We start from the raw sequence: 23,310 nt of genomic DNA, 5'->3' as shown, positions 1-23,310 counted from the left end.
ACAAACAAAACACCAATTGGCGCTGTGGTGCGGTTTGCGAGGCTTAGGAATGCCGATTAAGACTCAATAACGTTAGGCGATTTGGCATGTAAAATGGGTAAAGCTGGCGCGGATATTGTTCGCTCAGAAGCAAGCGGCATTGGAATCACATTATCCTGTAGCTCGATACCAAGAGCAGCTTGAAGCACCTCCTCAATTGATTCAGCAGCCAGAACTTCAACACCAGGCAAATCAGCGAACAATTCCTGCCAATTCTCTTTTGGAATAATGACTTTGGTCGCTCCAGCTTGAAAAGCTGCTTCTACCTTAGCAACAACCCCGCCTACAGGCTTTACCTTACCGTGAATACTCATCTCTCCAGTCATCGCCAACTTGTTGTCGACAGGTATTTTATGTATCGCTGATGCAATAGCCGTAGCCATCGAAACCCCTGCTGAGGGCCCATCAATCGGTACGCCACCTGGAAAATTGATATGCAGGTCGTAATCAGCTGTATTAAACCCAAGCTTCCGAAGAACCGTAAGCACGTTCTCCACAGATCCCCGAGCCATGCTTTTTCTCCGAATCGTACGGGAACCGCCACCCATCTCCTCTTCATCCACAACACCTGTGATGTTGAATTTTCCTGTACCAGGAACGGCAATTGGAATGGCTGTAACTTCGATTTCCAGTAATGTGCCTAGATTAGGACCATATACAGCTAAACCATTCACGAAGCCGATTTGCGGATGCGCCGGCACTTTGCGCTCAGGTCTCGGCGGAATCTGCGAAGAATTCACAACCCATTCAATGTCCGCGGCTGTAATTTCTTCACGTTTATCCGTTAACGCAATACCTGCGGCAAGTTGAATAACATTCACAGCTTCTCTACCGTTAGTTGCATACTTGGTTACAACATTGACAGCAGAAGGACTTTCTTGAAAACCAATCTTTTTAAGTGCTTTTTGCGCAATTTCTCCAATTTCCTCAGGGAGCAAAGGACGGAAAAAAATTTCCAAACAGCGAGAACGAATCGCTGGTGGAATCTCATTGGGTGTCCGAGTCGTCGCTCCTACTAAGCGGAAATCAGCGGGCAATCCATTTTGAAAAATATCATGTATATAGCCTGGAATATTCGTATCTTCAGAACTATAATAAGCACTTTCCAAAAACACTTTGCGATCCTCAAGCACCTTTAATAACTTGTTCATTTGGGTTGGGTGCAATTCGCCGATTTCGTCGATGAACAAAATACCTCCATGCGCCTTGGTCACAGCTCCAGGTTTTGGCTGTGGAATCCCAGCCACCCCCATCGCGCCAGCCCCTTGATAAATAGGGTCATGAACCGAACCTATCAAAGGATCCGCGATCCCTCTCTCATCAAAACGCGCTGTTGTCGCATCAATCTCTGTAAATTTAGAATCAGGCCGAAACGGAGAGTCCTGGTTTTTCTTGGCTTCCTCCAGAACGACACGAGCTGCTGCTGTTTTACCTACGCCAGGAGGACCATAAATAAGGACATGCTGTGGATTTGGCCCGCACAGCGCGGCTTTCAGCGCTTTTAGCCCTTCTTTTTGACCGACGATATCCTGCATGGAGGAAGGTCTTGTCTTCTCGGATAATGGCTTCGTTAACGAGATCGAGCGCAGTTTCCGCAGCTTCTCTAGCTCCTTCCTAGACTCTCTATCGACTGCAGACCGATTCGTCTGTTGATTGCGCAGCAAATTCCAAAAATACAAACCAATTACAACAGCGAAAAAAACCTGAATTACCATAAGAATAATACTTAAGCTCATCTTTCATACCTCCTAAGAGTTTCCCTTCTGGAAAACTGTCGTTGTTCTTTCAGACTTTATTTTCCTCAGAAAATCGGCCTCGTCTACACACACTACTTTCCATTATTCCCGTGTAAAAGAAGGTTAATCCAATCGCTGCAAACTTTTGCTGGATGCATGATAGTACATCTTCGGAAGAAAGATATAGGTACATATGGCTGCAAAAAGGATGTGACCTTTTGAAACACTGTTTAGCTATCCTTCTACTTTCCCTTTGCCTTTGTTTCATGAGTACAGATGCTAAGGCGCATAGGAGTGACCCTTATCTTCCTGATGCCGATGTGCTCCTTGATGTAGGACATGGCGGTATCGATAGCGGAGCAATATTTGGAAAATATGAAGAGAAAGCCATGAATCTAGCCATCTCGCAAAAGACATTTAAGTTATTAAAAAAGAAAGGCTACCGCGTCGTTATGAATCGCAACAAGGATTATGCGCTAAGTGACGATAATTCATGGTCTTCTGGTGGAAGACACCGTAAAGATCTTGCCCAGCGATCAGGAATTGCCAACACGCTTAAGCCCAAGCTGATGCTCAGCATGCATATTAATGCAGGCAAACCTGATCGTCGCGGGCCGCTTGTATTTTACCAAAATCAATCTGACAGCATTCTACTGGCTCATCTTTTACAGGAATCATTAAATCATTTATATGGCACTAATGAGCTGCCTATATACGGAAAAAAATACTACGTACTCAAACATACAAAGAGCCCATCTGTTATTATTGAGTTGGGATTCATCACTAACAAAACAGATCGCAGACTACTGAATAACTCCCACCATCAAACGAAGCTGGCGGAAGCGATCAGTACCGCTGTGCAGCAATATTTTGCTATGATTCATCCTTCTTAACGGTTGGAGTTTTCATCGTTTTAGAAATTGAAACGAATGTAGCTTCCTTCTGAATAGAAGGAATAGCTTCTTTGATCACTTGCGCTGTTTTTTTCCCTGGAGGGCCTACGTGGCCAATAGCAATACTGGTTTCTTTTTGAAGGATCAGCTTTTTAAATTTAACCATTTGCTTGCTTATGTGACTGTACGTATAGAGGTCATCGAAAAATAGCTGATTCTCTGAGTAGGGGACTCCCATCTGTCCTGCTATTTTCCCAACTAAACTTTTGGAAGAAGTTTTACTGTCCAGAAGGATCAAGCCTTTTTCTTTGCATATCTCCACCACAATTTTCATGACTCTTTCGTCTGCTGTGGCCTTGGAGCCCATATGATTATTAATACCTATCGCATAGGGAACATCCTCAATAGCTGCAAGCACTCGTTTACGAATTTCATCATTGGAAAGATCAGTTGTAATCGCCCCTGGCCCCAACCAGCTCTTTTTACCGCGCACAGGCTCCATTGGGAGATGCAAAATAACCTCATGCCCTTTCTCGTGAGCTAGTTGGGCATCTTGCTTGGTTGAGGGTAAAAAGGGCATTACAGCAACAGTGAGTGGAATGGGTAAGCTCAACATCTCGGCTGTCCCCTCCATATTGTTACCAAAATCATCAATGACGATGGCTACCTGCTTGGTAGGACCGTTAGGCGGTTGAGTCGATGGCATAGGCTCGTCAGAAGCCCCCACCTGAAAGGGAAGGATTAGCAGCAAAGCGCTCACCATAACAGGTAGAATAACCTGCCGTAAAGGCACTAATTTTTTCATGACCATATTCATTCTCCTTTGAGTTTTAACCTGCAAAAAAACTTGCTTTGCGAGCAGTGCCTTCCAGATTTACTCATTATGCTTCGCTTGCTCGAGGAATATGCATGATTAGGTTGATACAGCAAAAAAGCCCATAAGGATTTCTCCTCATGGGCTTTTCATTTAATGTTTACGACCAGGAATTACTCCCGTCTTCTCATAAGATTCAACAATGATATCAATTTCTTTCTTAAGCTCAGCAAGCAGTTCCGCTTCAGGAACTTTACGAATCATTTCCCCATAACGGAAAAGCATGCCCTCTCCACGAGCTCCCGCGATGCCAATATCCGCTTCGCGCGCTTCGCCGGGGCCGTTTACCGCACAGCCGAGAACAGATACCTTAATCGGAACCTTGATCTTCGAGATGTACGCCTCAACTTCGTTGGCGATGGAAAACAAATCAATATCCAAGCGGCCACAGGTCGGACAAGAGACAAGCGTTGCTGCATTCGTAATCAACCCAAACGTTTTGAGCAGCTCGCGAGCCACTTTAACCTCTTCGACTGGATCTGCACTAAGCGAGATGCGCAGCGTGTTGCCAATGCCCATATTGAGCAGTGCACCAATGCCCGCGGCACTCTTCACAGCGCCTGTAAACAGCGTCCCAGCCTCTGTAATGCCAAGGTGCAATGGGTAGTTGAATGCTTTGGCCGCTTTGGCATACGCCGCGATAGCCATTGGCACATCTGATGCTTTCAGTGAAACAATGATATCATGGAAATCAAGTTCTTCAAGAATGTTAATATGGAACAAAGCACTTTCCACCATTGCATCTGGTGTAGGGTAGCCATATTTCTCAAGAAGATGATTCTCTAGCGATCCTGCATTGACGCCAATCCGAATTGGAATGCCGCGTTCCTTACATGCTTTAACAACCGCTTCCACCTTTTCGCGGCGGCCAATATTCCCCGGGTTGATACGAACTTTATCAATTCCGTTCTCAATGGCAGCAAGTGCCAAGCGATGATCGAAATGAATATCGGCAACAAGTGGAATATGAATCTGTTTTTTTATTTCCTTTATTGCTTCCGCAGCTTCTTTATTGTTAACAGTTACACGGACAATTTGGCAGCCGGCCTCCTCCAAACGGAGAATTTCGGCAACAGTTGCTTTCACATCTGCCGTTTTGGTCGTACACATGCTTTGAATGATGACTTCGTCGCTGCCGCCAATCATTAAATCGCCCACACGTACAGGGCGGGTTTCTTTTCTATGGAACATTATGGTTTCTCTCCCCATGACACCAAACATCCTCCGCTCCAATTTCCTAACGGAAACCGGATTGGAGGCTGTGAATGTATTTGTGAAATTATGGGTTACGCACTTTCTTCTTTCTTCTTTCCAGCCGTCTGAACGCCTTCTTTGGTAGTCAAAACGGGCGTTATTTTGTTTTGCACGGTTTCTTTGGTTACCATGCAAGTTGAGACGTCTGTTCTTGAAGGGACTTCAAACATCACATCGAGCATAATGCTTTCGATGATCGCTCTCAGACCGCGCGCGCCAGTATTGCGCTTAATCGCTTCTTTGGCAATGGCATCAAGTGCCTCTGCGTCGAATTCGAGCGAGACATTATCCATCTCCAGCATCTTCTGATATTGTTTCACGAGCGCATTCTTCGGCTCGGAGAGAATACGAACAAGTGCAGGCTCATCAAGTGGCTCTAGCGTCGAAATAACCGGTAGACGACCAACGAATTCCGGGATCAAACCAAACTTCAGTAAATCCTCCGGGAGCACCATGGAAAGGTATTCGCCTGGTTTCAAATCCACTTTCAACCCGTCAGTGCTGAAACCGATAACTTTTTTGCCGATCCTACGTTTGATGATTTGCTCGAGGCCATCGAAAGCACCGCCACAAATAAACAAAATATTCGTAGTATCGATTTGAATAAATTCTTGGTGTGGATGCTTGCGTCCGCCCTGCGGAGGTACAGAAGCAACCGTTCCCTCGAGAATTTTCAATAAAGCTTGTTGTACGCCCTCACCAGAAACATCTCTCGTAATCGAAGGGTTTTCTGATTTACGAGCTACTTTATCGATTTCATCGATGTAAATAATACCGCGCTCGGCTTTCTCTACATCGTAATCAGCAGCTTGAATCAGCTTCAATAAAATGTTCTCTACGTCTTCGCCAACATAACCAGCTTCCGTTAAAGAAGTCGCATCAGCGATTGCGAACGGAACGTTTAGGATTTTGGCAAGTGTCTGCGCTAGCAGCGTTTTACCGCTTCCTGTTGGTCCGAGAAGAACAATGTTACTTTTTTGAAGCTCTACATCTTCAAGCTTATTCTGTGAATTGATACGTTTATAATGGTTATAAACCGCTACAGCTAGCGATTTCTTAGCTTGATCTTGACCAATAACATACTGATCCAAAATATTCCGAATTTCTTTCGGCTTCGGAACATCTTTTAGATCCAGTTCTTCTTCATGACCTAATTCTTCTTCTACAATTTCCGTGCAAAGCTCTATACATTCATCACAAATGTAAACTCCCGGACCAGCTACAAGTTTACGTACTTGGTCTTGGGATTTCCCGCAAAAGGAACATTTGAGTTGGCCTTTTTCATCGTTAAATTTAAACATGGGATCACTCCTTTATTTCAAGTCGTTTCGAGTGATAACCTCGTCGATTAACCCATACGCTTTCGCCTCAGCAGCGCTCATAAAGTTATCGCGATCGGTGTCTCTTTCGATCTTTTCAAGCGGCTGACCCGTGCGCTCTACATAAATCTGGTTGAGTTTTTGTTTCGTTTTAATAATCCAATCCGCGTGGATCTTGATATCAGTCGCTTGACCTCTAACGCCTCCGAGCGGTTGGTGAATCATTACTTCTGCATTCGGCAGCGCGTATCGCTTACCTTTGGCTCCTGCTGTTAACAACAAAGAACCCATGCTTGCAGCCATTCCTACGCAAATCGTAGAAACGTCCGGTTTAATAAACTGCATGGTATCAAAGATACCCATCCCCGCTGTTACAGATCCACCTGGGGAATTGATATATAAGTGGATATCCTTCTCAGGATCCTGAGCGGATAAAAAGAGCAGCTGGGCAATGACCAAATTAGCCACATCGTCATCGATGGCGCTCCCGATGAAGATAATGCGGTCCTTGAGCAGGCGCGAGTAGATATCGTATGAACGCTCCCCACGAGCCTCTTGTTCAACAACCATAGGAATAAGACTCATTGTACCAACTCCTTTTACGGCAATAGCCATGTTTCACCCTATGCGGGATCTATGATAGAAACAGGAAACTCAATAAGCTCCTTTCCCATCTAACTAACAGTTTAACACGTTTGGGTAGCAAAGTCATTTTTTCAAGGCAAGCCTATGTATAGCGATATTTCTTATGTAAGCGAGACAAATTTGGCATAAAAGTGGGTAAAGTAAAGGCACGCCAGCATTCCGTACGTGCCTCTACTTACCTTATTTACACTGCTGCGGAAACATGCTTGCTATTTTCGAGCAAGAAGTCAACGGTTTTTCTTACTACAAGATCGTTAGTCAAACCTTCAAGGCTGCCATTGGAAGCAAACAACTCGCGAAGTTCAGCTGCGGATTTTTGGTAAGATTGTGCATATTTTTCGAGTTCCACGTTTACTTCTTCATCGGAAACTGTGATTTTCTCAGCTGCTGCGATAGCTTCAAGAACAAGGTTGTTGCGAACACGCTTCTCAGCATCTTCTCTCATTTGATCTTTCAGTACGCTTTCATCTTGACCCGAGAACTGGAAGTAGATTTCGAGTGTCATTCCTTGGGAACGAAGACGTCTCTCAAATTCTTTCACCATCACATCAAGCTCAGCTTCCACCATCGCTGCTGGAATTTCAACTTCAGCGTTAGCTGCAGCTTTTTCGACAACAGCTGTTTCAACAGCAGCTTCGCCGTCTTTTTCTTTACGCTCTTGAAGACGTTTTTTGGCTTCTTCTTTGTACTCTTCAAGGGTATCGAACTCACTTATATCTTTTGCAAACTCATCATCGAGAGCTGGCAAGTTTTTGCGTTTGATGTCGTGAATAAGCACTTTAAACACAGCTACTTTGCCTTTAAGGTCCTCGGAGTGATAGTTTTCAGGGAAGGTAACTTCAACTTCCTTCTCTTCACCTTTTGCAAGTCCAACTAGTTGCTCTTCGAAACCTGGAATGAAGCTGTTAGAACCAAGCTCAAGGGAATACTTCTCCGCTTTACCGCCTTGGAACGCTTCACCGTCAACGAATCCTTCGAAATCAAGAACAACGACGTCTCCGTTTGCTGCTTGTCCTTCTTCAATGACAACCAACTCAGCATGGCGTTGTTGCAAACGAGTCAATTCTTCGTTCACTTCTTCGTCTGTTACGTTCGCGTCTACAGCTTGAACTTCGATGCCTTTGTAGTCGCCAAGCGTTACTTCCGGTTTCACGGTTACTTTTGCTTTGAATTTCAGAACTTGACCTTTACCGAATTGCTCAACGTCAACTTCTGGGCGATCAACTGGCTCAATCCCCGTTTTTTCAATAGCTTGTACGTAAACTTCTGGCAAGATGATATCCAATGCATCTTGGTACAGGCTTTCAATACCAAATTTAGCTTCAAAGATAGAACGAGGTACTTTCCCTTTACGGAAACCTGGAACGTTCACTTTCGCGGATACTTTTTTGAATGCCTTATCCAATGCATCTGCGACGCGCTCTGCGCCTACTTCAATTTCAAGAACGCCTACGTTCTTCTCTATTTTTTCCCAACTTGCTTTCATTTTATGCCTTCCCCTCCAAAAATGTTCCATGACATTATTTTCACGTTCTGGCGAGTGGAGCGTATGTAAAAATACCTCTACCGACCATTATAACCATTCTATTATACCATATAACATTTTCATTTCAAGGCAGATACTTTCTCCCCCTTATGAAGGGTTGGGATTCATTTGATTCATGAACGTCTGCAACGTCAGATGAGCTCGTTTCCATTGGAGTTTCATGGAATCGACAATCCCATAGGCATCCAGAAGCTCCTCCCGATTCGCCATCCCAAACAATTTCTCCTGAAGGGTTACGTGCAAAGCGGAAGCCCAGACATCAACAGCCCCTTCTTCCATCCTCAGTAAGTCAGAGTAAATCGAAGTTCCGTACGCGTATGATAGAAATTCATGCCATGTTTGGCTAGCAAAATAAACAAAATCAGGTTGTTCTGTTTCACTAATTTCTCCGACTCTGCGAATCATATCCCTAATTTGCATTGGAAAATCTTCCGGGATAAGAGGCGTCTCTTCGATTTCTACTAAGACTAAACCTCCATTTTTAGGCAGTTCGATGAAGCCTTGCTCTCCCATCTTTTTCAAGGTTTGTAGCGCCTTGAACTGAACATGGGGATGTCTTCCCTTTTCTGTAATCCAACGTTTAACAGCCTGGCTTACTTCCGAAAGCTCCACAAAAGCTAATTGCTCTAGCGCAGCAACCTGTTGTTCTAGCGAGCCCTCCCGGAGCATATTCAACGTCTTCTCAATATAGGCGCTGTCGTCTGTCGTTTTCTCCTGGATATACTGACGCAGCAATTCCTCTTCTTCCTCCTGCTCCTCTTCCATTACGCTCGTTGCTGGAAACAAAGTTTCCGGATGCATCGTCTGGAGCCAGTGAAGCAGCGCCTCCCACTGGTCCGTCTTTTGCTGATCGGCATTGGGGAATCGCAGTAAAAACGTGAGCAGTTGCAGCGCATCGTTATACTGTTCATGTTGTAGAAATCGAGTAATTTCTTCTTCATAAAATTGCTCTGTTTTGGGAAACAGAACTAGATTGTTGATAGATGGTTCCGTTATGATAATCACCTCAAGCACTTGGTCTCGCTGGTGACAGTTTACTTGATTGCGTACTCGATTGCAAAATAATTTTGAAGAAGGGGTTGACTTCAATCAAATCGATATGATAATATAACTCTTGCTTCGCTACACGGATGGTTATCCGCAAGTGAAACAAGTCCGTGTCCCAGTAGCTCAGCAGGATAGAGCATACGCCTTCTAAGCGTACGGTCGGGGGTTCGAATCCCTCCTGGGACGTTTAGGTTTGATTAAAAAGATCGCGAGAAATCGCGGTCTTTTTTGTGTTCATTCATATAATAGTAAAAAAGTAGATTTCTCTCATCAAATCTACTTTTTTTGTGCTATAATCAAGTAATTGCAAATATCAATAAATGAGGTGCCCTTGCAAGCAGCAAGGGGTAACAGGGAATCGGGTGAAAATCCCGAGCGGTCCCGCCACTGTATTCGGGGAGTTTCTTTCAAAACGTCACTTGATCAACTATCAGGGAAGGCGAAAGAACACAACGATCCGAGAGCCAGGAGACCTACCTTCATTTATACACACAAGTGCCTTCGCGGAGAGGAGCGGTGTACGTCAAGAGACTCGACACTACTATGTTTTGTCGTCTATTCGTACGTACCCAAAACCAATCCGTCAGGATTGGTTTTTTTACTTAACTATAATTAGGAGGAATGAAGAAGAACATGGAAATGAAGTCCAAAACAACTAAGCTTACAAGCTTTTTGCTTGTAGCGCTCGGATTTACGCTGTATTTATTTCTAAATGAACCTGAATCGGCCTTTGCTATGCACATTATGGAAGGTTTCCTCCCTATTGGATGGGCGATATTCTGGTGGGTTGCCTTCTTACCTTTCTTTTTTCTAGGACTTCGCTCGCTCATCCGAATCACAAAAGAAAACCCAGAATTAAAAATCATGCTAGGGTTAGCTGGCGCTTTTACTTTCGTATTGTCTGCCCTGAAGATCCCGTCGGTTACAGGAAGCAGTTCACATCCAACAGGGACAGGCTTGGGCGCTGTCATGTTCGGTCCGTTGCCAATGAGCGTGCTAGGTTCCATTGTTCTTTTATTTCAAGCCGTTTTACTTGCGCATGGCGGTTTGACAACCCTTGGGGCTAACGCGTTTTCTATGGCCGTTTGCGGCCCAATCGTCGGTTACTTCGTTTACAAAGCTATGATGAAAACAACGGGTAAGATGAAGTGGTCCATTTTCCTAGCTGCCGCTCTCGCGGATTTATCTACTTATATAGTAACTTCCATTCAGCTAGCGCTTGCTTTCCCTGCCGAACATGGCGGCATTGCAGCTTCTTTTGTAAAATTCGGCGGTATCTTCGCTATTACGCAAATTCCTCTCGCAATTAGTGAAGGGATTCTCACGGTGTTAATTTGGAACTGGATCCAATCCTACAATCCAAAGGAACTATCCATTTTGCAACGTAAAATGAAAGGAGCACGAGAACTATGAAAGCTCGCACGAAAAATATAGGAATGCTCATCGCAGTCGTGTTACTTGCTGTGCTGCCGCTTGTTTTTGTTAAAGGCGAATTCGGAGGGGCCGATGATGCGGCTGAGCAATTGATTCAGTCCCTTCATCCCTCCTATGAACCCTGGTTCTCTTCGCTCTTTGAGCTGCCGTCAGAAACAGAAAGCATGCTGTTCGCTTTACAAGCAGCCCTCGGTGCCGGATTCATCGGATTTGCTATTGGCCTATTTAAAGGGAAAGCTTCCAAATCCAAAGACCAATGATCAAGCTCATTGACACGCTTTCTTATCATAATCAGCTGCGAGCCATCTCTCCAATGTGGAAAAGTGGATTCGCAGTTGTTATGCTGCTTCTCTCTTATGTAACGCACCCTGCGGTACAAATCATTCTTACGGTGTGGATGGCTATCTGGACGATAGGCTATGCTCGAATCCCTATGAAAAACTATTTTCTTATCACTGGAGCAGCCTGTTTGTTTTTTGTGGCCAGCCTACCTGCTATGATCATTGAAATCCGACCTTTGTATGAAAATGTACGGACATCAAATGTTATCATTTCGTATCCTTTTCTAAGTTGGAGCGCTTTCGTAACTTCGTCAGGAATTGTATTGGCGGGCAAGCTGTTCATACGTATCTTGGCAAGCCTTTCCTGTATGACTTTTCTCATGTTCAGCACACCTTTCTCGGAATTGCTACAGGTTATGAAAAAAGTGCGTGTGCCCTCACTCGTGCTTGAAATCATGCTCATTATGTATCGATTTCTGTTTATCCTTTCTGAAATCGCTCACGACATGTATGTAGCCCAACGCTCTAGAGGCGGTCAAACTGGTTTCCGTAACCGTTTAAAGGATACAGCTATTCTCATTGTAAGGATGTTTATAAAAACGATGCAGCGCTATAAAGCACTGTCCGATGGACTGCTGTCACGAGGATTTACGGATATCATTCAGATGGCGCCTTATCAAGCCAAGCCCATCCCTCGTCGCTATAAAGTGGAAAGCTGCATCGGCGTTGCGCTGCTGTTGCTTTTGGAAATTTGGCTCCGCTGGGGGAATATCGCATGAGTTCGATTTTAGAAACCGTTGAATTAAGTTTCAGTTATCCAGGTACAAATACCGAGGCTCTGCACAAATTAAACCTTCGCATTCCTGAAGGAAAAAAAACAGCCATATGCGGCCATAATGGTTCCGGTAAATCCACCTTATTCCTTCAGGCAATAGGGATTAATTCACCTGCTTCAGGACAAGTCCTTTGGAAGCACGCGCCTCTATCCTATACCAGCAAAGAGCTCAAACAATTACGCCAGCAAGTAGGACTCGTCTTTCAAGATCCCGAGCAGCAGCTTATCCTAAACACACCTTTCGAGGATGTTTCTTATGGGCTTCGCAATGCGGGCATCGCGGAGGTGCAAATCCAGCAGCGAACCAAAGAGATGCTTCAAACGATGCGGCTAGAGCACTTAGCTCACACGCCAATCCATCATTTAAGCCTCGGTCAAAAGAAGCGTGTAGCGCTCGCAGGCGTGCTAGTACTGGAACCTGAATTGCTGCTCCTTGATGAGCCTACCGCATATCTGGATCGCATATCTGAGCAGCAGCTCGTCCAAGAACTTGAACGTATTCATAAGCGAGGCGTAACCTTAGTAATGGCCACTCATGATATGAATCTAGCTTATTCATGGGCCGACTGGATTCTGATCATGGAGAAAGGTCAGTGTATCATGGAAGGAACTCCTTATGACATATTTAGCGATCCAGCCGCCATCTTAGGTTTGGGATTAGATATGCCGATGCTTTTAGACATTTGGCACGCTTTACCAGCAGCCATTCGCCAAGAGAAGGGGATGCTTCCCCCGAGGAGCGTTGAAGAGTTTAAAACATTAACACAAAAAATATTTGCATAATTATCAATTAAATTGTATATTTATTCAGATAAATTATAAATTTTATATTGTGGGAATAGGTGCTCTGGCATGATGTCGTACCAGAGCTTAAAAGGGAAGTTCGGTGTAATACCGACGCGGTCCCGCCACTGTAACAGAGGAATCAACGCCACTAGCGCCACTGATCTTAGGATTGGGAAGGCTGACGTCTGATGATGATCCTGAAGCCAGGAGACCTGCCTATTCTGACAGCACTGTGTTTACCTACGGGAGATAGGGAGGTGTTAGAGATGGCAGCCAGGGTTTGCACAAACACGAGGCATCTTTAACCTTTTTCTAAAGGTTAAAGATGCCCTTTTTTATGGCCACTTTTCAAAAAATTAATATTCACGGGAGGTATTTTCAAATGTCCACAGCAATCGTAAGCAGTAACCTGGGATTTCCAAGAATCGGAGAAAATCGTGAATGGAAAAAAACACTGGAGGCGTTCTGGGCTGGCAAATTGGAAGAACCTGCATTTTTAAAGCAGATCGAAGAAATTCGGTTAAGTAACCTCAGGCTTCAACAGGAAAAAGGCATTGCGCTTATTCCAGTCAATGATTTCAGTTTTTACGATCATATGCTGGACACCTCCACCATGTTCGGTATTGTTCCAAAAAGATTTCCTTACGAAGGCGGCGTTGTTCCCCTTACTACCTATTATGCAATGGCGCGCGGAAGCCAAGGGGCAACAGCTTGTGAAATGACCAAGTGGTTCAATACCAACTATCATTACATTGTCCCAGAATTAAATGAGACTGAACCTAAGCTAACCGTGAACAAACCGCTGGAAGCTTACCGTGAGGCCAAACAAAAGCTAGGCATCGAGGGAAAACCCGTACTTATTGGGCTTTATACTTTTTTAAAGCTTTCAAAAGGCTTTAAATCCGATAAAATCGATGAGCTTATTGAAGTATTCCTTCCGCTCTACACGCAGATTTTGACTGAGCTTGAGCAGGAAGGTGTGACTTGGGTACAAATTGATGAACCGATCTTGGTTCAATCATTGTCTAAAGAGGACCTAACGCGTATTCACCATATTTACACAGCGCTTGCCGCAGCTGCACCTAAGCTCAACATCATGCTGCAAACGTATTTCGATGCTGTCGAATACTATGAAGAACTCGTGGCTCTGCCTGTGAAAGGAATTGGACTCGACTTTGTTCATGGGTTGGTACAGAACTTACAGAACATCCAAAAGATTGGGTTTCCAACCGATAAAGTCCTAGGTGTGGGTCTAATCGACGGTCGTAACATCTGGCTGGAGGATCTTCAGCAGAAGCTTCAACTGTTAGAAACTCTTGCCGCTTCGTCTGTTCCTTATGAGCGTATACTGATTCAGCCTTCAAGCAGCTTACTCCATGTTCCGGTCACAACGCGCAAAGAATCCAAACTGGAGCCCGTACTGCGCAATGCTTTATCTTTTGCCGAAGAGAAGTTAAGTGAAATCACAATCTTAACAGAGGCTCTGAACGCAGGCAAAGATGCAATTGCAGCTGAACTGAGTGCCAACCAACAAACAATTGCGGCGATAAGCACTTCGGCTTACAGAAATAAGCAGCAAGTTCAGCAAGCGACAGCAAATATCTCCGCCGCTCCAAGCAAGCGGAACAAAAGCTTTGCTGAACGCAGCGTTCTACAAGAACAGAAGTGGCAGCTCCCTTTCCTCCCAACGACGACGATCGGAAGCTTTCCGCAAACGGTTGAGGTTAGAAATGCACGCAAGCATTGGAGAAGCGGCGAATGGAGCCCTGCACAATACGAGGCGTTTATTCAAGAACAAATTGCACAATGGATTACGACTCAAGAGGAACTCGGACTTGATGTGCTTGTTCACGGGGAATTCGAACGTACGGATATGGTTGAGTTTTTCGGAGAAAAGTTGGATGGCTTCGCCTTTACATCGAATGGCTGGGTTCAATCTTATGGCTCGCGCTGTGTGAAGCCCCCGATCATTTTCGGAGATGTAGAATTCGTACAGCCTATGACCGTAAAGGAGACGGAATATGCTCAGTCGCTTACACAGAAGCCCGTAAAAGGCATGCTGACAGGCCCAATTACCATCTTGAACTGGTCCTTTGTTCGTAGTGATATTACACGTGAACAAGTTGCGTACCAAATTGCCCTCGCGCTGCGTGAAGAAGTAGAAGCGTTGGAACAAGCTGGCATCGAAATGATTCAAGTGGATGAGCCTGCGCTGCGTGAAGGCTTGCCATTGAAAAAACAAGACTGGCAAGCTTACTTGGACTGGTCCGTGCTCGCTTTCCGTTTATCCACAGCTACTGTGCAAGCCACAACCCAAATTCACACGCATATGTGCTATTGCGAGTTTCACGATATCATTGATTCCATTCGCGCGCTCGATGCGGATGTTATCTCCATCGAAACTTCGCGCAGCCATGGCGAGCTGATTCATAGCTTTGAAGAGCATACGTATGATCAAGGTATCGGGCTTGGCGTATACGACATTCATAGCCCGCGCGTACCTTCCGTCAACGAAATGGTGGAAATGATCGAGCGTGCCCTTCAAGTTCTTGAGCCTGAATTGTTCTGGATCAATCCGGATTGCGGGTTGAAAACGAGAGGCAAAGAAGAAACAATCGCGTCGTTGCGTGTCATGGTAGAAGCCGCCAAGCTGTTTAGAGTAAGAAGACAACTGCCTGTTTCCTAACTGACAATCTGGATGCCTGTGAAGTCATAGCTTTGAAACGTAACAAAACCCTCATCCATAACCTGATGGATGAGGGTTTTGTTTAGCTATCTCAAGATTTTTTATCCACTTTACGACGACTTATGCCTACATTTCCTTGTCCTGTAGGTACAAAACGGTCTTGATAGCTATAAATCATTTGCTCTTCTAAAGGTTTCCCCTCTAATAAATGTTCTCGCACAAGCCTTCGCCCAGCCTCTGGCGTCATTTGCTTATACCACACTCCTTCTGGATAAACGGTCACTACGCAAGCGTCCTCACAGCGACCGTTACATCGGGTTCTCGTTGTATGAATAAGATGCTCGGCCCCTTGCAGCGAAATCTCATCGCGAATAGCTAATGTGGTTTCATCGCCTAACTTCTTTAGGCAAGAACCGCCATTACAAATTAGTACATGATGCTGAACTGTAGATAAATCCCAAGTGCTCATCACGCCACCTCCTTACTTAAAATTTGGATAACTCGGTAAGTCCGCTAAAAGAGCGCGTGTGTAAGCATGCTGCGGATTTTGGCTAAGCTCGTTCGCCTTACCTTCTTCGACAATGACACCCTTGATCAATCACCAGTATGCGATCACATAAAGACGCCACTACAGCAATATCATGCGAAATAAATAAGTAGCTAACGTTCCGAGTGTCATGTAGCTCTTGCAGCAATTCCATCACCTGTGCCTGAACAGAGACATCCAGGGCTGAAAGACATTCATCGAGAATGATTAGCTCTGGATTGGCTACCAAGGCACGGGCTATACACACTCGCTGGCATTGCCCTGTACTCATCTCATGCGGGTAGCGTTTCAAATAGCCTTCATCCAAACCAACGGAAACAAGCAAATCTTCAAATATCCGTTCTTCGTTCAGAATGGTTTCCGCATGAAAACACTTAAAAGCTTCCCTTAGACTTTTTTGTGTAGTCCATCCAGGATTGAGGCTGCTTCTGGGATCTTGAAAGACGATTTGGATAGATCGTCTCGATTCTCGCCTTATCTTCTTGTCGCTCAGCGAGCTTCCCTTCCAGAGCATATCTCCTCCATCCGGTCGTTCCAAGTCAACAATACATCGAGCTATTGTGCTTTTTCCCGATCCTGACTTGCCGATTAATCCAACACTTTCTCCTGATGATACAATAAACGATATATCCCGCAGGACATGCTTTTTGCGAAAACTTTTCTTCATATGTTCAATGGTTAGCATGAGCACTTCCCTCGCTTCCCGCTGCTATGTAAGCATTCATATTGCTTCGTATCGAAGTGGCTGGAAGCTTAGGGATTGCGGAAAGCAATTGCTTTGTATACGTATGCGATGGGTTCATAAAGATGGAACGAGCATCTCCACTTTCTATCATTTGTCCATGTCGCATAATACAAAGACGATCGGCCATCTGCGCCACTACACGTAAATCATGAGAAATAAAAATAAGAGCTACGTGATGCTGTGTTCTCAGCTTCGTAAGAAGCTCCATGATTCTCGCTTGTGTGCTGACATCAAGGGCGGTCGTAGGCTCATCTGCTACAATAATATCGGGCCGATGAATCATTGCCATGGCGATAACAACTCTCTGACGCATACCGCCGCTTAACTCATGCGGATAGGACTTATACAAGATTAATGGCTTCACGCACTTTTACTTCTTGAAGTGACGGCACTTTCTTGATATTCAACCATAGATTCGTTGTGTTCCCAATAGGGAAAAACGTTTGAAATTTAGCATCCTTCTCATAAGATACACGCTGAATGCTCAGCGCTTATTTAATGGTAAATATTACAATTAATTACTTGCTACTCGCAATGATTTGTCAACTCAACTAAAAAGGCGCCCTCCCCCTTAACTCAAGGGAAAGACGCCTATCGCTTATTTCGCTGATCGCTCATCTAACACCTCCCTATCTCCCGTAGGTACATGACAGTGCTGTAGAAATAGGCAGGTCTCCTGGCTTCAGGCTCATCATCATACGTCAACCTTCCCGATCCGAAGATCAGTGGTATCTTGACGTTGACTCCTCTGTTACAGTGGCGGGACCGCGTCGGCTTCAACCGAACTTCCCTTTTAAGCTTGTTTGAATTGTAAAAGTACGATTCAAGCAAGCACCTAGTTTCCGTATGTAATTATTTTGTCCTTCACAAACTCAAGCTTCATCTTACCTCATTGCCTAGATTCTCACAAGGAAAAAAGCCCCAGCCTAGGCAGGCTGGGGCTGCATTCCATGTTCCTTACCTATACAGAAGGGCGATTCGACGGATGGTGACCAGGCTCTGTTGAATCCAAGTTTTGTTGAATCCTGGAAGATTGTTTCGAATGGTCGATTGTGCTTTGCGTCTTTGCGTCCAAGCTTTTCTTCTTACTCATAAGGGGCAAAATCCTCCTGTAAGTGTAGTAGGTACTTATCTAGTATGAATCTACGCAGCCTCAAATATGCTGTAGAAATCAGGAAATTCATCAAACCGAATAACAAAAACCTGCAAGGGATCGTTCCCCTGCAGGTCCTCGGTGGTGCCATTAGACATTAGTGCTTGTTGTTCGGCATATTACTTTCCGGACGTTTATCCCCTTGTGTCCTGAAATTCTTCTCGGCTTTTCTCTGCTTTTCATGCAGCTTGCTAATGAAATGACTGTCCATGAGCATTCGCCTCCTGAAGAAAGAATGGCACTACCTCAATAGGATGTCACACTTTATCTAAATTTAAACGCATCGCCAAATTAAGGATGGCACCGCGAGCCTCTGCATCTGTTTTCACTTTTTCGTAAAGGGCCTCGAAGTGATCTTTCTTCTGAATGAACTCCGGCTCTGTTTTGATAGCGGTTTGAGTCCAGTTAATTAACACATTTTCAGCCTGAGTCAACTCGTTATAAGCACGGTGGAGTCCAACGCGCTCTACAATCTCTTCCATTTCCTCTTGCCCTACCTCGTGACCCTGCTCTTTCAATTCCTCAATGCGCTTATCTGCTTGATTGCTAATTTGTAAAAAATGCTCTCTGGATGCCAAGTAATCAATTTGTGCTCTAGAATGTTTCTTTTTCATCGTCATCACCTTCGTCAGTTAATAAGTAATAATTGGATTTATTGTAACAGTCCTGCTTGTAAAATACAAAATCCGCCCCAAATGTGCATAGCAGCGTCCTTCGGGACAGACATTTTATCCCCTCTGAATGCATACCCTTTAACATCATGCTGTCTTAAGGAAAGGGATGAACATCTATGTGCGGAATAACGGGATGGATAGATTGGCGGAAAGACTTGACCGGGTACCCGTCCATTCTAGAGAATATGACGGAAACGTTAAATCTGCGCGGACCCGATGCTTCCGGCACTTGGATCTCGCAGCATTGTGCGCTTGGCCATCGGCGACTCAGTGTGATGGATCCGGAAAACGGCGCTCAGCCGATGATCCGAAAACAAGGTGATTATACGTACACGATCGTATATAATGGTGAACTTTACAACGCTCCTGAGCTGAAAAAAGAGCTCGAGCAACGCGGACACCACTTCCGCACAACGTGCGACACAGAAGTTCTGTTAGTCGCTTTCATCGAATGGGGACGCGCGTGTGTGGATCGCCTAAACGGTATTTTTGCTTTCGCGGCCTGGAACGACCAGGAGCAGTCTCTGTATTTAGTCAGGGATAGACTCGGCGTTAAGCCGCTTTTTTATTCTCATCAGAATGGCGTTCTTCTATTCGGATCCGAGCCAAAAGCGATACTTGCTCATCCAGACTTTAAGGCAGAGGTAGGCGCGGAGGGCTTAGCGGAAATATTCGCAATCGGACCGGCACGAACGCCAGGACATGGGATTTATCGCAATATGTCCGAACTCAAACCCGGACAATGCGCTGTATTCGACCGCAATGGCTTGTCCATCCGCACTTATTGGAAATTAGAAAGCCAACCGCATCCAGACGACATCGATGCGACGGCTTTTCACGTTCAAGAGCTGCTTCGAGATACCTCGGAGCGGCAATTGGTCTCGGATGTCCCGATTTGCACGCTTCTCTCCGGAGGCTTAGACTCAAGCGCTCTAACCACCTTAGCTGCGTACCATCACAAAGATAGCGGCAAGGGTCAACTTCATACCTTTTCCGTGGACTATGTGGACAATGATAAATATTTCAAAGCAAACGCTTTTCAGCCTAATGCTGATGCACCTTGGATTAAACGAATGACAGAGCATTTAGGCACAGCGCACCACTACATTGAATTTGACACACCAGAGCTTGTCGATTCGCTAAAAGCGGCCCTTTTTGCCCGTGACACACCAGGGATGGCTGATGTCGATGGCTCTCTGTATTTGTTTTGTCGAGAAATAAAAAAAGAAGCGACCGTTGCTATTTCAGGAGAAGCGGCCGATGAAATTTTTGGCGGATACCCGTGGTTCCATCGTGAAGACGCCCTTGAGGCCAACACATTCCCTTGGTCGCTCCAGCTGCACAATCGGGTAAACATCCTAGCCCCCGATCTTGTCGATTGGATTAAGCCTGTCGAATATGTCAGCAATCGATATCAGCAAGCTTTAAGCGAAGTACCGCGGCTAGCTGGAGAAACACAGCAGCAGAATCGGATGCGCGAAATGTCCTATCTGAACATCACCCGCTTCATGCCGACCCTCCTAGATCGTAAAGATCGCATGAGTATGGCTGTTGGTCTAGAAGTACGCGTCCCTTTCTGTGATCATCGACTCGTGGAGTACGTTTGGAATATTCCCTGGGAAATCAAGACTTCCGGAGACCGCGAGAAAGGAATTCTGCGTAAAGCACTCAAAGGCGTGCTGCCTGACGACGTGCTGACTCGCAAAAAGAGTCCTTATCCGAAAACGCACAATCCAAATTATTTGACCGCCGTAAGAAAATGGGTATTGGAGATACTTGACGATTCCAGCTCCCCCCTCCTCCCCTTCATCGATGTGAAAAAGATTCGCGAGTTAGCTAGCTCAGAAGGTGCCGACGTCAACATTCCGTGGTTCGGTCAACTCATGTCTGGCCCCCAGCTGTTCGCTTATTTGGCACAAGTAGATACTTGGCTGCGCGCCTACAAAATATCGATTCGTTAAAAACAAAAACCTGCTCTATCCCTATATGGGAAAGCAGGTTTCTTCCTATTTTTCAGCCGTCTCATTAGGCAGTCGGTCCAAAAATTTACGCAGCGCCTTGGCGCGATGACTCATCTCGTTTTTTTCTTCAACGGTCATTTCGGCCATCGTCTTGCCTAACTCAGGGATGTAAAAAAACGGATCGTACCCGAATCCACTTTCCCCTCTAGCTTCGCTGATAATATAGCCATCACAGTGATCTTCTGCTTCGATGATTTCATTAGCCACAGGATCGATTAGCGCAAGCGCGCAAACAAAAGCGGCTTCGCTAAGGAGCTTCGGATGGTTGCCATCTACAGCCAGTTCTTTAGAAGAAGCTTGATCGATCAAAGCTTGCAGCAGCTTGGCGTTGTTATCTGCATCGGTTGCATCCTCACCTGCGAACCGAGCAGAATATACGCCCGGTGCGCCGTCAAGCCCGGAAACGCATAGGCCGGAATCATCCGCAAGCACAGGTACGTGCAGATGCGCGGAGATGATCTGCGCCTTGATTCGCGCATTTTCTGCAAACGTAACCCCACTCTCCACGATCTCCGGCAAATCGGAATAATCGGACAAGCTTCTAACTTTGTAGCCTTTAGGTCCGAATAACTTTGCAAACTCTCTTACCTTACCTTCGTTCCGTGTCGCAATAACAACAAAGTTACTCTGCAGCAGCATGTTCCACACCTCGAATACGGGCACCGATTGGCCCAAGCACCTTACGCTGCTCTTCAATCATTGCTTGGATACCCGTTTCGGCAAGAGCTAGCAGTTCATCGAGCTCCTTACGAGAAAAGGGAGCATCCTCGCCGGTTCCTTGGATTTCTACGAATTGACCTGATCCTGTCATAACGACATTCATATCAACTTTCGCTTGAGAATCCTCTTCATAATTAAGGTCTAATCGAGGTGTGCTGCCGATGACCCCTACGCTGACTGACGCGAGAAAATCATTTATTGGAAATTGCTTTAAATTTTTATCCGTCGCTAGCTTATTCATCGCAATTGCCATTGCCACGAAAGCCCCTGTTATGGAAGTCGTTCGTGTACCTCCATCAGCTTGAATCACATCGCAATCTAACGTTACGGAACGTTCTCCTAGTGCTTCCAAATTGACCACCGAGCGAAGAGCACGTCCAATAAGACGTTGAATCTCCATCGTACGGCCACCCTGCTTGCCCTTAGCCGCTTCACGTTGATTCCTTACTTGAGTCGCTCGTGGAAGCATAGAATACTCTGCAGTAACCCAGCCTTTTCCTTGCCCTTTCATGAAAGACGGGACTCGTTCTTCAATGGTTGCTGTACATATGACTTTAGTATCCCCGACCTCGATAAGCACCGAGCCTTCTGCGTGTTTTATATAATTAGGGGTTATTTTCATAGGCCGCAGTTCTTGATTCGTTCTTCCATTGATTCTCATAAATTGTTTGTTCTCCTCCTGTACATATCTTCCCTATGCCTTATTGTAATGCAGTAACGGACTTTTGTAAAAAAAGAGGCTAGATCTCCCAGCTCTTCCCCTTATTCATTTTAATATTTCCAATTCAGGAAAAAATCCACCTAATTTTCATTTCCCTTTTATAAAAATAAGTTATCTTCACTAAAAAGTGACATTCGCACTGATCGCGTGGAAACGAAAGCCGAATTTCAGATCCTTGTTTAATACAGAAGACCTCTATCTCAAGAGGTCTTCTCTGAAACACCCTGCTATAAAGAGATCCTTCTCTAATAGCTTGGCTTTCTTTTATGTTATAGCTTGACTGGATTCACATGTGCAGGTCTAGAAACGGGTTTCGTGTAATTCTGATTATCTGTCGATGTTATTTTCACAGCGCCATCCACTTTGATTTGCACTTGTTTAATTGCCGCATTCTCTGTAAGGGAAAGGATGACGGATTGCAAAGCATCGCCAGACGCTTTCTGATCAGGACCAAGCAGCTTGCTGGAGAAATCGACTGTAATGATTCCATCCACTTGCTTGATACTCTTTACCTCCGTCGTCGCGTTCAACACACTGCTCAAGCCCTTTTTCAAATCTGGCCCCTTGATAAGTTGGTTCACAACTGCTTGCGCAACATCATCCGTTCTTTTTACCAAACGCGTAACGGGTACATAATATTTGTAATTTTGATCATTTTGATTTAAGAAGTAGAGCGTGACCGGCGTTGATTGCCCGAATTCGGCATCTTCCGCTTTTTCGATGTTAATGCCCATCGAGCGTGCTAAGACGCCTTCAAGTGGCGTTTTACCTTTCGGCATTTCCTTCAATTCCTTGCCATCTACACGAAGCTGTACCTTCTCGACGGTAGGGAAACTTGTAAGTGTCCAGGTCACAGCCTCAAGAATTTTGCGTTCATTTTGCTGGTCATAATTCAAAAACTCTTTAGAGAAATCCACGACAGCCCTTTTGTCAGTTGTAACGTTAACGCCGATTATTTTCGTGTCTTTCGGGAGCAGCGCTTGGAAGCCAGCTGGCAGGAGACCGTTGACAGGTCCTCCATCCACCATGTATTCCAGCGTCGTCTTCGCGACAGAAGGTGACTTGGGCAGACCTAGGCTAACAGGAGCGACGAAGCCTTTGGCATCCTTCACATACACGGTCATTTGTGACGAATTGTCTGCACCCATATCAATGGTTACCGCTCCCGAGGTTGTAACAGCCTCTGCTTCCGTTCCCGCTTTTGGAGGCGCGTCGATGTCACTTTTTTTGCCAGAACCCCAAACTGAGCAGCCTGTGGTCAGCAAGGCGATCGCCCCCACGATAGCGGCTGAACGAATCCAATGTTGTTGTTTCATAGCTTGTTTCCTCCTTTAAGTTTACGCAGCTATTTCAA

General features: G+C 45.3%; 23 protein-coding genes, 1 tRNA gene and 3 riboswitches. Of the genes, 8 read left to right on the top strand and 16 right to left on the bottom strand.

What is annotated here, in order from left to right:
• Nucleotides 1-56 precede the first annotated feature (56 nt).
• Nucleotides 57-1,775: an ATP-dependent protease LonB gene (gene lonB / locus GK047_RS00315; RefSeq protein ID WP_163940064.1), complete on the bottom strand. Its 1,719-nt coding sequence runs from the start codon at nt 1,773-1,775 to the stop codon at nt 57-59.
• Between the two features lie 266 nt (nt 1,776-2,041).
• Here lonB and GK047_RS00310 point away from each other — a divergent pair, with 266 nt between their 5' ends.
• Complete coding sequence (locus tag GK047_RS00310) at nt 2,042-2,668, top strand: N-acetylmuramoyl-L-alanine amidase family protein (RefSeq protein WP_163940063.1); 627 nt, start codon at nt 2,042-2,044, stop codon at nt 2,666-2,668.
• On the opposite strand, the gene GK047_RS00305 is transcribed toward GK047_RS00310, so the two are convergent.
• The 6 genes from GK047_RS00305 to GK047_RS00280 form a co-directional block, all read right to left on the bottom strand.
• Entirely contained in the window at nt 2,649-3,473 is an 825-nt protein-coding gene (locus GK047_RS00305; protein ID WP_481855913.1) for a divergent polysaccharide deacetylase family protein, read from the bottom strand. The two genes, GK047_RS00310 and GK047_RS00305, sit on opposite strands and share 20 nt — an antisense overlap.
• Before the next feature lie 162 nt (nt 3,474-3,635).
• Entirely contained in the window at nt 3,636-4,733 is a 1,098-nt protein-coding gene (ispG, locus tag GK047_RS00300; protein ID WP_163940062.1) for a flavodoxin-dependent (E)-4-hydroxy-3-methylbut-2-enyl-diphosphate synthase, read from the bottom strand.
• A gap of 95 nt (nt 4,734-4,828) precedes the next feature.
• Nucleotides 4,829-6,097 (bottom strand): ATP-dependent protease ATP-binding subunit ClpX, encoded by a 1,269-nt coding sequence (gene clpX / locus GK047_RS00295; protein ID WP_163940061.1) that lies wholly within the window; start codon nt 6,095-6,097, stop codon nt 4,829-4,831.
• Between the two features lie 12 nt (nt 6,098-6,109).
• Nucleotides 6,110-6,700, bottom strand: coding sequence for an ATP-dependent Clp endopeptidase proteolytic subunit ClpP (clpP, locus tag GK047_RS00290; protein WP_163940060.1), 591 nt, complete (start codon nt 6,698-6,700; stop codon nt 6,110-6,112).
• Nucleotides 6,701-6,944: 244 nt separating this feature from the next.
• Entirely contained in the window at nt 6,945-8,246 is a 1,302-nt protein-coding gene (tig, locus tag GK047_RS00285) for a trigger factor (protein ID WP_163940059.1), read from the bottom strand.
• Nucleotides 8,247-8,393: 147 nt separating this feature from the next.
• Nucleotides 8,394-9,320 carry a hypothetical protein gene (locus GK047_RS00280; RefSeq protein ID WP_163940058.1) on the bottom strand — a complete coding sequence of 309 codons (927 nt, stop codon included), beginning with the start codon at nt 9,318-9,320 and terminating at the stop codon, nt 8,394-8,396.
• A gap of 145 nt (nt 9,321-9,465) precedes the next feature.
• Between GK047_RS00280 and GK047_RS00275 the strand changes: the two genes are divergently transcribed.
• From GK047_RS00275 to metE, 6 genes are all read left to right on the top strand, one after another.
• Nucleotides 9,466-9,539, top strand: a tRNA-Arg gene (locus GK047_RS00275).
• Between the two features lie 121 nt (nt 9,540-9,660).
• A riboswitch (cobalamin riboswitch) is annotated at nt 9,661-9,848 on the top strand.
• A gap of 138 nt (nt 9,849-9,986) precedes the next feature.
• A complete protein-coding gene (locus tag GK047_RS00270; protein ID WP_481855937.1) occupies nt 9,987-10,766 on the top strand; it encodes an energy-coupling factor ABC transporter permease in 780 nt (259 codons plus the stop codon).
• Entirely contained in the window at nt 10,763-11,047 is a 285-nt protein-coding gene (locus tag GK047_RS00265) for an energy-coupling factor ABC transporter substrate-binding protein (RefSeq protein WP_163940057.1), read from the top strand. Before GK047_RS00270 ends, GK047_RS00265 begins: the two co-directional genes overlap by 4 nt.
• A complete protein-coding gene (gene cbiQ, locus GK047_RS00260; RefSeq protein WP_163940056.1) occupies nt 11,044-11,847 on the top strand; it encodes a cobalt ECF transporter T component CbiQ in 804 nt (267 codons plus the stop codon). Before GK047_RS00265 ends, cbiQ begins: the two co-directional genes overlap by 4 nt.
• The gene (locus GK047_RS00255) at nt 11,844-12,686 is read left to right on the top strand and encodes an energy-coupling factor ABC transporter ATP-binding protein (RefSeq protein ID WP_163940055.1); all 843 of its coding nucleotides are present in this window, start codon (nt 11,844-11,846) and stop codon (nt 12,684-12,686) included. Before cbiQ ends, GK047_RS00255 begins: the two co-directional genes overlap by 4 nt.
• A gap of 40 nt (nt 12,687-12,726) precedes the next feature.
• A riboswitch (cobalamin riboswitch) is annotated at nt 12,727-12,923 on the top strand.
• A gap of 148 nt (nt 12,924-13,071) precedes the next feature.
• On the top strand, nt 13,072-15,375 hold the full coding sequence (gene metE, locus GK047_RS00250; RefSeq protein WP_163940054.1) for a 5-methyltetrahydropteroyltriglutamate--homocysteine S-methyltransferase: 2,304 nt from the start codon (nt 13,072-13,074) through the stop codon (nt 15,373-15,375).
• Nucleotides 15,376-15,466: 91 nt separating this feature from the next.
• On the opposite strand, the gene GK047_RS00245 is transcribed toward metE, so the two are convergent.
• The 6 genes from GK047_RS00245 to GK047_RS00225 all read right to left on the bottom strand — a co-directional run bounded on the left by GK047_RS00245 (nt 15,467) and on the right by GK047_RS00225 (nt 18,434).
• The gene (locus GK047_RS00245; RefSeq protein ID WP_163940053.1) at nt 15,467-15,844 is read right to left on the bottom strand and encodes a (2Fe-2S) ferredoxin domain-containing protein; all 378 of its coding nucleotides are present in this window, start codon (nt 15,842-15,844) and stop codon (nt 15,467-15,469) included.
• 97 nt (nt 15,845-15,941) lie between these two features.
• A complete protein-coding gene (locus GK047_RS00240; RefSeq protein WP_163940052.1) occupies nt 15,942-16,589 on the bottom strand; it encodes an ABC transporter ATP-binding protein in 648 nt (215 codons plus the stop codon).
• A 4-nt stretch (nt 16,590-16,593) separates the two neighbouring features.
• Nucleotides 16,594-17,031 (bottom strand): ATP-binding cassette domain-containing protein, encoded by a 438-nt coding sequence (locus GK047_RS00235; RefSeq protein WP_163940051.1) that lies wholly within the window; start codon nt 17,029-17,031, stop codon nt 16,594-16,596.
• Nucleotides 17,032-17,316: 285 nt separating this feature from the next.
• Nucleotides 17,317-17,521: riboswitch (cobalamin riboswitch) on the bottom strand.
• Nucleotides 17,522-17,628: 107 nt separating this feature from the next.
• Entirely contained in the window at nt 17,629-17,760 is a 132-nt protein-coding gene (locus GK047_RS30060; RefSeq protein WP_275901610.1) for a hypothetical protein, read from the bottom strand.
• A 157-nt stretch (nt 17,761-17,917) separates the two neighbouring features.
• Entirely contained in the window at nt 17,918-18,031 is a 114-nt protein-coding gene (locus GK047_RS00230) for a DUF4023 family protein (protein WP_163940050.1), read from the bottom strand.
• A gap of 46 nt (nt 18,032-18,077) precedes the next feature.
• Nucleotides 18,078-18,434 carry a hypothetical protein gene (locus GK047_RS00225; RefSeq protein WP_163940049.1) on the bottom strand — a complete coding sequence of 119 codons (357 nt, stop codon included), beginning with the start codon at nt 18,432-18,434 and terminating at the stop codon, nt 18,078-18,080.
• Nucleotides 18,435-18,610: 176 nt separating this feature from the next.
• On the opposite strand from GK047_RS00225, the gene asnB reads away from it, so the two are divergent.
• Nucleotides 18,611-20,455, top strand: a complete 1,845-nt coding sequence (asnB, locus tag GK047_RS00220) for an asparagine synthase (glutamine-hydrolyzing) (RefSeq protein WP_163940048.1) — start codon at nt 18,611-18,613, stop codon at nt 20,453-20,455.
• A gap of 45 nt (nt 20,456-20,500) precedes the next feature.
• Here the strand turns inward: asnB and GK047_RS00215 are convergent, their stop codons facing one another.
• From GK047_RS00215 to GK047_RS00205, 3 genes are all read right to left on the bottom strand, one after another.
• A complete protein-coding gene (locus GK047_RS00215; RefSeq protein WP_163943472.1) occupies nt 20,501-21,154 on the bottom strand; it encodes an XTP/dITP diphosphatase in 654 nt (217 codons plus the stop codon).
• Nucleotides 21,138-21,896 carry a ribonuclease PH gene (rph, locus tag GK047_RS00210; protein WP_163940047.1) on the bottom strand — a complete coding sequence of 253 codons (759 nt, stop codon included), beginning with the start codon at nt 21,894-21,896 and terminating at the stop codon, nt 21,138-21,140. The genes GK047_RS00215 and rph overlap by 17 nt, the downstream gene beginning before the upstream one ends.
• Before the next feature lie 329 nt (nt 21,897-22,225).
• Complete coding sequence (locus tag GK047_RS00205) at nt 22,226-23,272, bottom strand: GerMN domain-containing protein (RefSeq protein ID WP_163940046.1); 1,047 nt, start codon at nt 23,270-23,272, stop codon at nt 22,226-22,228.
• Nucleotides 23,273-23,310: the final 38 nt, after the last annotated feature.

Source organism: Paenibacillus sp. SYP-B3998 (genome assembly GCF_010820665.1).
Taxonomy (GTDB): domain Bacteria; phylum Bacillota; class Bacilli; order Paenibacillales; family NBRC-103111; genus Paenibacillus_E.
The sequence above is the reverse complement of the archived record's forward strand: the minus strand, read 5'-3'. Positions and strand labels throughout refer to the sequence as shown.

Bases quoted from the DNA above. Each gene is read 5' to 3' on its own strand.
- lonB (WP_163940064.1), bottom strand. From the start codon at position 1,775: ATGAGCTTAAGTATTATTCTTATGGTAATTCAGGTTTTTTTCGCTGTT.
- GK047_RS00310 (WP_163940063.1), top strand. From the start codon at position 2,042: ATGAGTACAGATGCTAAGGCGCATAGGAGTGACCCTTATCTTCCTGAT.
- GK047_RS00305 (WP_481855913.1), bottom strand. From the start codon at position 3,473: ATGAAAAAATTAGTGCCTTTACGGCAGGTTATTCTACCTGTTATGGTG.
- ispG (WP_163940062.1), bottom strand. From the start codon at position 4,733: ATGTTCCATAGAAAAGAAACCCGCCCTGTACGTGTGGGCGATTTAATG.
- clpX (WP_163940061.1), bottom strand. From the start codon at position 6,097: ATGTTTAAATTTAACGATGAAAAAGGCCAACTCAAATGTTCCTTTTGC.
- clpP (WP_163940060.1), bottom strand. From the start codon at position 6,700: ATGAGTCTTATTCCTATGGTTGTTGAACAAGAGGCTCGTGGGGAGCGT.
- tig (WP_163940059.1), bottom strand. From the start codon at position 8,246: ATGAAAGCAAGTTGGGAAAAAATAGAGAAGAACGTAGGCGTTCTTGAA.
- GK047_RS00270 (WP_481855937.1), top strand. From the start codon at position 9,987: ATGGAAATGAAGTCCAAAACAACTAAGCTTACAAGCTTTTTGCTTGTA.
- GK047_RS00265 (WP_163940057.1), top strand. From the start codon at position 10,763: ATGAAAGCTCGCACGAAAAATATAGGAATGCTCATCGCAGTCGTGTTA.
- cbiQ (WP_163940056.1), top strand. From the start codon at position 11,044: ATGATCAAGCTCATTGACACGCTTTCTTATCATAATCAGCTGCGAGCC.
- GK047_RS00255 (WP_163940055.1), top strand. From the start codon at position 11,844: ATGAGTTCGATTTTAGAAACCGTTGAATTAAGTTTCAGTTATCCAGGT.
- metE (WP_163940054.1), top strand. From the start codon at position 13,072: ATGTCCACAGCAATCGTAAGCAGTAACCTGGGATTTCCAAGAATCGGA.
- GK047_RS00245 (WP_163940053.1), bottom strand. From the start codon at position 15,844: ATGAGCACTTGGGATTTATCTACAGTTCAGCATCATGTACTAATTTGT.
- GK047_RS00240 (WP_163940052.1), bottom strand. From the start codon at position 16,589: ATGAAGAAAAGTTTTCGCAAAAAGCATGTCCTGCGGGATATATCGTTT.
- GK047_RS30060 (WP_275901610.1), bottom strand. From the start codon at position 17,760: ATGAGTAAGAAGAAAAGCTTGGACGCAAAGACGCAAAGCACAATCGAC.
- GK047_RS00230 (WP_163940050.1), bottom strand. From the start codon at position 18,031: ATGGACAGTCATTTCATTAGCAAGCTGCATGAAAAGCAGAGAAAAGCC.
- GK047_RS00225 (WP_163940049.1), bottom strand. From the start codon at position 18,434: ATGAAAAAGAAACATTCTAGAGCACAAATTGATTACTTGGCATCCAGA.
- asnB (WP_163940048.1), top strand. From the start codon at position 18,611: ATGTGCGGAATAACGGGATGGATAGATTGGCGGAAAGACTTGACCGGG.
- GK047_RS00215 (WP_163943472.1), bottom strand. From the start codon at position 21,154: ATGCTGCTGCAGAGTAACTTTGTTGTTATTGCGACACGGAACGAAGGT.
- rph (WP_163940047.1), bottom strand. From the start codon at position 21,896: ATGAGAATCAATGGAAGAACGAATCAAGAACTGCGGCCTATGAAAATA.
- GK047_RS00205 (WP_163940046.1), bottom strand. From the start codon at position 23,272: ATGAAACAACAACATTGGATTCGTTCAGCCGCTATCGTGGGGGCGATC.